This is a genomic window from Verrucomicrobiota bacterium (genome assembly GCA_037139415.1).
In the GTDB taxonomy this organism is placed as follows: Bacteria; Verrucomicrobiota; Verrucomicrobiia; order Limisphaerales; family Fontisphaeraceae; genus JBAXGN01.
Genome location: JBAXGN010000085.1, coordinates 25338 through 32248, shown reverse-complemented (window position 1 = coordinate 32248; position 6911 = coordinate 25338). Strand labels below are relative to the sequence as shown.

General features: G+C 51.0%; 7 protein-coding genes. All 7 read right to left on the bottom strand.

Translation table 11 applies throughout. From position 1 onward, the window contains the following. Positions 1 to 678: 678 nt before the first annotated feature. Complete coding sequence (locus tag WCO56_15760; GenBank protein ID MEI7731032.1) at positions 679 to 1056, bottom strand: HIT family protein; 378 nt, start codon at positions 1054 to 1056, stop codon at positions 679 to 681. Positions 1057 to 1067: 11 nt separating this feature from the next. Beyond that, positions 1068 to 2732, bottom strand: a complete 1665-nt coding sequence (locus WCO56_15755) for an HNH endonuclease domain-containing protein (protein MEI7731031.1) — start codon at positions 2730 to 2732, stop codon at positions 1068 to 1070. A gap of 9 nt (positions 2733 to 2741) precedes the next feature. Further along, positions 2742 to 3683, bottom strand: coding sequence for an HNH endonuclease (locus tag WCO56_15750; protein MEI7731030.1), 942 nt, complete (start codon positions 3681 to 3683; stop codon positions 2742 to 2744). A gap of 36 nt (positions 3684 to 3719) precedes the next feature. Continuing rightward, on the bottom strand, positions 3720 to 4499 hold the full coding sequence (locus WCO56_15745) for a phosphoadenosine phosphosulfate reductase family protein (GenBank protein MEI7731029.1): 780 nt from the start codon (positions 4497 to 4499) through the stop codon (positions 3720 to 3722). Between the two features lie 23 nt (positions 4500 to 4522). Further along, a complete protein-coding gene (locus tag WCO56_15740; GenBank protein ID MEI7731028.1) occupies positions 4523 to 4807 on the bottom strand; it encodes a hypothetical protein in 285 nt (94 codons plus the stop codon). Between the two features lie 337 nt (positions 4808 to 5144). After that, entirely contained in the window at positions 5145 to 6467 is a 1323-nt protein-coding gene (locus tag WCO56_15735; protein MEI7731027.1) for a hypothetical protein, read from the bottom strand. Then, positions 6460 to 6888, bottom strand: a complete 429-nt coding sequence (locus WCO56_15730; GenBank protein ID MEI7731026.1) for a hypothetical protein — start codon at positions 6886 to 6888, stop codon at positions 6460 to 6462. The genes WCO56_15735 and WCO56_15730 overlap by 8 nt, the downstream gene beginning before the upstream one ends. Between the last annotated feature and the right edge of the window lie 23 nt (positions 6889 to 6911).

Genomic DNA, 6911 nt, shown 5'->3' with positions numbered 1-6911 from the left:
GCAAGGTGTTTTTGCAGACGTCGAGTTCGGTGGCAATGCGGTTGAAGCTCCAGCCTTGGGCGCGGAGTTGGACAAAACGGTCGCGGGTATCCTGATCTTTCATAGTATTCTAGCGTTATAGTTTTTCAGTCATGCGGGTCGCGACACACGGTGTCTGGCAGACCGCAAACGCGCGGTCCGTGATGACCCACGGGCGAGAGCGTGACATGAAATCAGGAAAGGTGGTTGCCTCCGGGAGGGAATAAATTCGGAGGGAGAACTGATTTTGCAGAAAGATTGGCCGGCAGAAAAATGGGGGCCGGACATGGCAGATAAACAAATGCGGATTGCGGAACACTCGATTTCGGAATGCGGATTGCGGAATGCGGAATGATTAAGCAACGAAACAAAGGCAGAAGGAGCTGATTTTGCAGAAAAATGGGGGCCGGACATGGCAAAAAAATTGGCTGGTAGAAAAATGAAGACGAAAAAATGGGAGGAATGGGACTAATGGACAGGATGGACAGGATGGACGGGGCAAGGCTGAGAGGACCAGTTGTCAGTGACCAGTTATCAGTTATCAGTGAAGAGGGCTGCGCCCTGGCAAAACTGGCCACTGGCAAGCTCGCGCCCGCCGAGTTCAAAAAGAAAGTGGCCCGTCAAATTAACTGACCCGGCGCGGCGCCAGCACGGCAGCGATTATCGGTAAATTCGTTTCTCAGGGATTACGCCCCGAACCCCGCCTTCGGGGCGTTCCATGTCGCCCTGATAGCGCGGGATAAGATGAATGTGTACATGCATGACCGTTTGTCCGGCAGTCGCACCTACATTCACACCAACGTTGAAACCATCCGGATGGAGTTCTGAAACCAATTTTGTACGGGCCTGCCACACTAATTCAAATGCGGCTGTGCGTTCGGCATCCGTTAGTTCAAAAAAGTTGGCCACATGCCGGAAGGGAATGATTAACAAATGCCCCTTGCCGACTGGATAGCGATCATATCGGGCGTAGCAGAATTGATTTTGCAGAGCAATATCACTGTTCCCCGGCTGGCAAAATGGACAGGCTGCCTGCATAAATTAATCCATCAACTATTAGGTGCTGGTTTAAGCACGGCGACAAATTCTGCGATAGGACGCAGATTTTCTTCGTCGGTTTGTGTAAATCGGAGGATGGGAAATTTTTTTCTGTCTGGATTGTCTGGCACAAGTTCAATGCTGTCATGTTGCCAACCATCCTCATTGGCAATTTTACGACTTTGATACCGCTTTACCGTATAGTTGTCCCCTGTTTCTGGATCCGTGTAATCATGCTTTGCGACCAAAAGAATCCGGCGTTGGTTTGTTCCGCCAACTTCTTTGCAAAAAACGCAATACGCCCCGTCTTTAATGGTTGGTTCCATGGATTTACCCACGACCTGCGTAACAAACATCCCTGGACTTATTCGCTTTGTAAAACCATATTTTGCAACGTCCACATAGCCTTCCGGGTTGGGCGCATCTCCAGCCAAAAATCCACTTGCGGCGACTTTGAGCGAGTAGAATGGCAAGCAATCAGACTTTAAATGACGGCCTTCAAACATCGGTAAAATTTCAATCTCGGGATTGCCAGCGTTTGGATTGGTATCACTGGAAATCACCAACGGAATCATTCTGGAAGCCAGCTTCCAACCGGATTGAAATCCCTGATTCATGGCAATCTGCGCCTGTGGGGTGATGACTTCACAAAACTTTGCCTCCATCTGGCTTGAACTCAATGTGGCCAATTGTTCGAGACTGATCCGAAAACAATCCGTGTAATCTTCGAGTATCTTTGGATTTTTCTTGCCGGTTTTTATGGCTTCATAGTGGAGGTTGGCCAGTCGCGGAAGATACGTATCAAGATCAGGAACCCTGTCACTTTTTGCGGAATTGGTGGATTGCTCCACGGGGGTCAGATTCCACAGCAAATCATGAACCACAAAACTCCAGGGCAGAAAATGATCAATGGTAAATCTGTCTCCCAATGGCTGGTCTGAATAAATGTCTCTAAAACCCCGGCTTTGGCCTCTTTGATTGAATTGCGCACGGATTGAACACCAGAATTTACGTGCGTCGGTAAGCTGCCGATTAATTGGCGCATGAAGTTTATTGATCACGCCTGGCACATTGGGATTACGCGTTTGCAAGTAGCGCGCAAAATGATGTTCCGCAAAAGCACGCACAACCCCCATATTTTCGGTCAGAAAATGCAGCCACGATTGGTTGAATCGGATGCTCTCTCCGTCAATCCAATACGGGCTGGAGATAAGGGATTTCTGACTGTTCTTTGCAAGGTGGTTTATCTGACGCCCGCGCCGAGCATCTGGTATTGGACGCAGCTCCTCAGCAAACCATGGGGTTAAAAATCGCGTCGGAACATAACGTTTAAATTGGGCCAGTTTTGCTTTGCAGGTTGAGGGTTCGCCAAGCACAAATCGAATAGCTGAGGCCTCATCGGTTGCGTCCAAGTTGTGTTCGCGCTGCAAGTCCAAAATGACCTCTTGCAACTTATCCTGCCTTCCTAGCGAGAGACGGAAAAGGCACACCGGATGCCAAGCGACAATTGCCATTTCGGAAAGTATATCAGCCATCGTCAGTTCATCTGTCCGCCGCCGCTCAAGCAAGGACAGAGTAGCCAGAAACCACACCAACTTATAAGAGTTGGTGGTGTCCGAAAACACCTGTCCCAGATAGTGTGTCTTTTCTGGATAATGGAGACTGTCCAGATCCATATGGCGCGTTTATAAAGCAAAACCGTGATGATGTCGATGCTGCTCTAGCGCTTCCATGTTGGGCCGTAACTTCACTCCCTCAGCAAAACACAACCTTCGCCCGTGATAGGTCGCCAATTTTAAGTCTTGCGGTCCGGATTCAGAAAAACGTTCCCTGGCGACAATAATTCTGCCATCGCCGCCAACAGACCAGAGGCCCTCATCAAACATCCAATGGGCGTTCTTGCACAACGCGAGTCCATTGGTGAGTTCATCATTTTGTGAGCGTGCCCATTGTTCGATATGTGCGGCATCAACAACCACTGCTCCTTCCCCCGTCAAACAGCGAAATCCAGTTAGCGCACAGGTAAATTGATATGTGGATACAACCTGCACTTTAAAGCGTGCACTCCTGCCCTTGCGTTTGGCTGCTTGCGCCGCCTCCTTGGTAATGGTTTCCATCTGCCATTCAATTGTATCCAGATTCCTTGTTGCCAGCCCCATGCTTTCAAGCAGTGCCAGCCTTTCTTTGCGTTCAAAGTAAGTGAACAGCAAAAGCAACCGCGCCTTTTCCCGAAAAACCGGGTCAGAGAGAAGTGTAAAGAATTCCTGGTCCATTTCGCACAGTGTGCATGTTTCCGGTGATGCTGCCGGCGTCTGTTGTGAAGTAAACGGCTGCCAGAATTGCTGGGTTTTGAGATAATAGAACGGCATGCGCATATCGAGCTTGGTCGGCCAGCGTTCTGTCACCAGCGCGCCATAAGTTTTGAATCTTAAAACAAGTTCTGGTGTGCGCGTCAGCATGCGGCTGGTCACCATACCTGCCTCAGCCATATCGAACAAAGAGAGCAGTAATAATGGCTTATGTGGCGCCTTTCCTTTACAAAGCTCGCCCCCGATTGCCGTCCTTAATTGCGATAATTTTCCCAGCCATTTCAGGGCTAAAAAATCCATATCATTTGAGGATTTCATGATACTATTGTAATCTTCAACTTGTTAACAGCACGGCTACAGTTGGCAAATCAGGCAAGCTTTTGGTCCATCATCATCCTGCTCCATACCAGCCAATACCTCGACGAGCTTTTTGTTACCTCGGTTGGCTTTTCGCCGTTCCTCAAACTCACCAAAACGACGTTTAATGGCAGTGATGTTTTCTGGCTTTCGCAGTTCGCTTAATGGCATGCCCTCGTTCCAGGTAAACGTCTTGCCTGGATCATCACTGACTTTTTCATATTTCATCGCCGCTTCAAACTGCTCGGGATGATTTTCAAGCAGACGAACCCATTCGATGGGGCGCTGGAAGAAACAGAAGAAACAACCGGAATGCGTCCGACCCCATTTCAAGTACGGCGGCATGCCAATACCGCTATCCTGCAAAATTTTCATTACTCCCGCGTAATCAATGCCGTCATCCTTAAACGGAAACACCGCTTTGATGTTCGGTTTGGTACTGATGTAGCCTAATCGGTCTTCATCAGATCGGATGCCGACGTAGCTGATGACCGTTTCCTCGCCAACATAATCCTCAAACGGTTTGAGTTTAAGGAGTTTGGTACACCAGCGCATGTTGGGTGATGGCAGGTACCCACCAAACACCTCAAGCCAGTGATCAAAACCAGCCTTAGCATTCAAACGTATAATTTTCTTGCCAAGAAAAGCCTCGACCCGATTCAGATAATCATAGGTCTCGGTCAGTTCCTTATCCGTGTCACAAAAAACGTATTCCATCTGCGGCACGCGGTCGCGCATGTAAAGGGCCAGTGCGGTACTGTCTTTGCCGCCCGACATGCACAGAATATGACGCGGTGTTTTCAAGCAGCCAAAGCGTTATCACGTTCTTGCTGTGTTCTGAATAGAGCGACGTCAATCGAGTCGCCCGATAGAGTAAAGTTGTTCAGCCGGATTGCTTCGATCACCAGTATGGAATAGTTGTGCCATTCAAAATGGTAAACCTTGCTTATATTGACGTTACAGCGGCACACCACATTGCGGAGCAATACGAGATTGTCATAGCTCACGCCCTGCACTGCTTTAGGCAGCCACGCATAACGGCACGGAAAAGATTCATGCCCTGATATGCGATAGTTTTGTTCCACAACTGTTTGCACTGGATAATTATGGATTGAGATTTACCATTTCACAAGCATTTGTCGAGCGGGATAATGGGAAAAGATTTTGGAATGATGGAGGAAGCTGGTTTTGCAGAAAAATAGGGGAATCGGACATGGCAAATTGGAGACAGGATGAACAGGATGGATAGGATAAGGCCAGAAAATGGGACGGGAAGACAAACGGGGGAACCGGACATGGCAAAAAGATTAACTGGCATAAAAATGAAGACGAAAAATGGGAGGAATGGGACGCATGGGACTAATGGACAGGATGGACAGGATGGACGGGGCAAGGCTGAGGGGACCAGTTATCAGTGACCGATCAGTCCCTCCACGCAAGCGCCTCGCGCTCCAGTTCCCCTTTGTTAACCAGGGTTGTTCGAATCATCAGAGGCGACACATGAAAGTGATCTGCGGCCTCAGTTATGTCGTATTCATCTGGCTGCGTCGTTTGGATTTTCTCCAATAGCGCATCGACGGGGCACAAAAACTCCTGGGCAAATGCCCGTTGAAATTTTTGGCGCGAGGTCTTGGCACGAGTGGCCGGGAGGAGTCTTTCTTGACTGGCAAAATAGAGGTGGTCTCCAATCAACCGGCTGGCGGCAAAGCGCCGGGTGGTAGTGGTCGGACGATCAAAGTAGATATGGCACGCCGCATTTCCATCCGTTCGCAAACCAAAGGGCATTTGCGTTCCCACAGTGGCCCCATCTGTAAATATGGCAGGTTTGGTGGCCAAGAGGTCTGCTAATGTTTTGTTCTTCATCGGCTTCTTGGCAAAGCCCCACGCGTGCCTCACGAGGCGTGCGAGTTTGTTCCCCCTCTGCCAAGGCCGGTCGCCATCAACTTGAGCCAACACTGATTTATCCAGATCTGGCAAGGAAACGCAAAAACCGCCTGTTTTAGGCTTGCGCGATCTGCCAAGCTCCCGGATCGGCTGCAAAGCGTCGCCAGTCGCATGCCGTGCCTCGGTGGCCACCTCTTCGAGCGCACGTTTGCCGAGTTGCTCCTTGTCTTCCAGAAGTTGCTTTAGCAATTCATCAGGTGCCTCGTCGGGATCATAACCCGCCATCGCTTCGAGTTTGCGGCGCTCGTAAGCATCCGGATCGTGCCGCTCAGCCAAAATTTCCTTCCACAACTGAGCCAGCCTCTTATCCCTTACACCCAGCGAATCGAGTCGCGACAGCACGCCTTCCATGAACTCATCTATACGCTGCTCAAATTCCGCGGCATCAATACGGGCATGGACATGGTTGAGGTAGCGGATGGGCTCATAGGGAACGCTCTTGCTCTTGGGCCGCATGGCAATTTCTAGCGAGCCACCGTCACTGGCAAAGACCGCGTTCGGCCACACAAATCCGCCCCCGGCGCTACCCATGCTATGGGCCATGCGCCAGTCGGCATCCTTCCACCACACCGGTATTTCAGGTTCCCACCGCAGCCGCCACCAGTTCGCTGCGAGCCAGGCCGCAAGGTGCCAAGCGCAGCTCCGAATCTGGTTGCGCACCGTCCTGCCCGCCAAATCATCGTTCCGCGTAAGGTACTCCTCGCCCACGGCCACGCCCAAGGAAGCGGCGAATGCCCGGTCGATCTCGCTTCCTACGTCCAGGCTGAGCCAATCGAACTCAAGGCGCAATTTGTCACTCATGGGTTGCCCCCCATTTGGAAATCACAATCTCGCGAAATGCGTCATCCTCCGGCATCGGGTAGCCGTGGTAAGTACCGTTGGCTGCGTTCTCCAACTGCGCCTCCAACGGGATGCCGTTCGTCGATACGGACCATACATTCTGCGGAAACCCGGTGCCATCCCATTCGCTTACGAGGCCGCAGCGAATTCCATCTCGCAGCAACTCCAGCGCCAGCGCACGGCTAAAAACCCCTACTCCGTCACAGAGCGTCTTGTTGCGACGGGGACTCGCCGGCGGCGTTAGCCCAAAGTCACCGGGATTCCGCTTGTGCTCCGGATTTCCTCCATAGTGCACCTTGTCCGCTAAGCGATCCAGGTCCGCCTGGACCGGAGCGCTGGCGATGCGGCGCTTGGGATTGAATGATGTGCGCTTAGCTAACATGACACAGAAGGAAGATTACATTG

Excerpts from the sequence above, each read along its gene's own strand:
- WCO56_15760 (MEI7731032.1), bottom strand. The coding sequence starts at position 1,056 with ATGCAGGCAGCCTGTCCATTTTGCCAGCCGGGGAACAGTGATATTGCT.
- WCO56_15755 (MEI7731031.1), bottom strand. The coding sequence starts at position 2,732 with ATGGATCTGGACAGTCTCCATTATCCAGAAAAGACACACTATCTGGGA.
- WCO56_15750 (MEI7731030.1), bottom strand. The coding sequence starts at position 3,683 with ATGAAATCCTCAAATGATATGGATTTTTTAGCCCTGAAATGGCTGGGA.
- WCO56_15745 (MEI7731029.1), bottom strand. The coding sequence starts at position 4,499 with ATGTCGGGCGGCAAAGACAGTACCGCACTGGCCCTTTACATGCGCGAC.
- WCO56_15735 (MEI7731027.1), bottom strand. The coding sequence starts at position 6,467 with ATGAGTGACAAATTGCGCCTTGAGTTCGATTGGCTCAGCCTGGACGTA.
- WCO56_15730 (MEI7731026.1), bottom strand. The coding sequence starts at position 6,888 with ATGTTAGCTAAGCGCACATCATTCAATCCCAAGCGCCGCATCGCCAGC.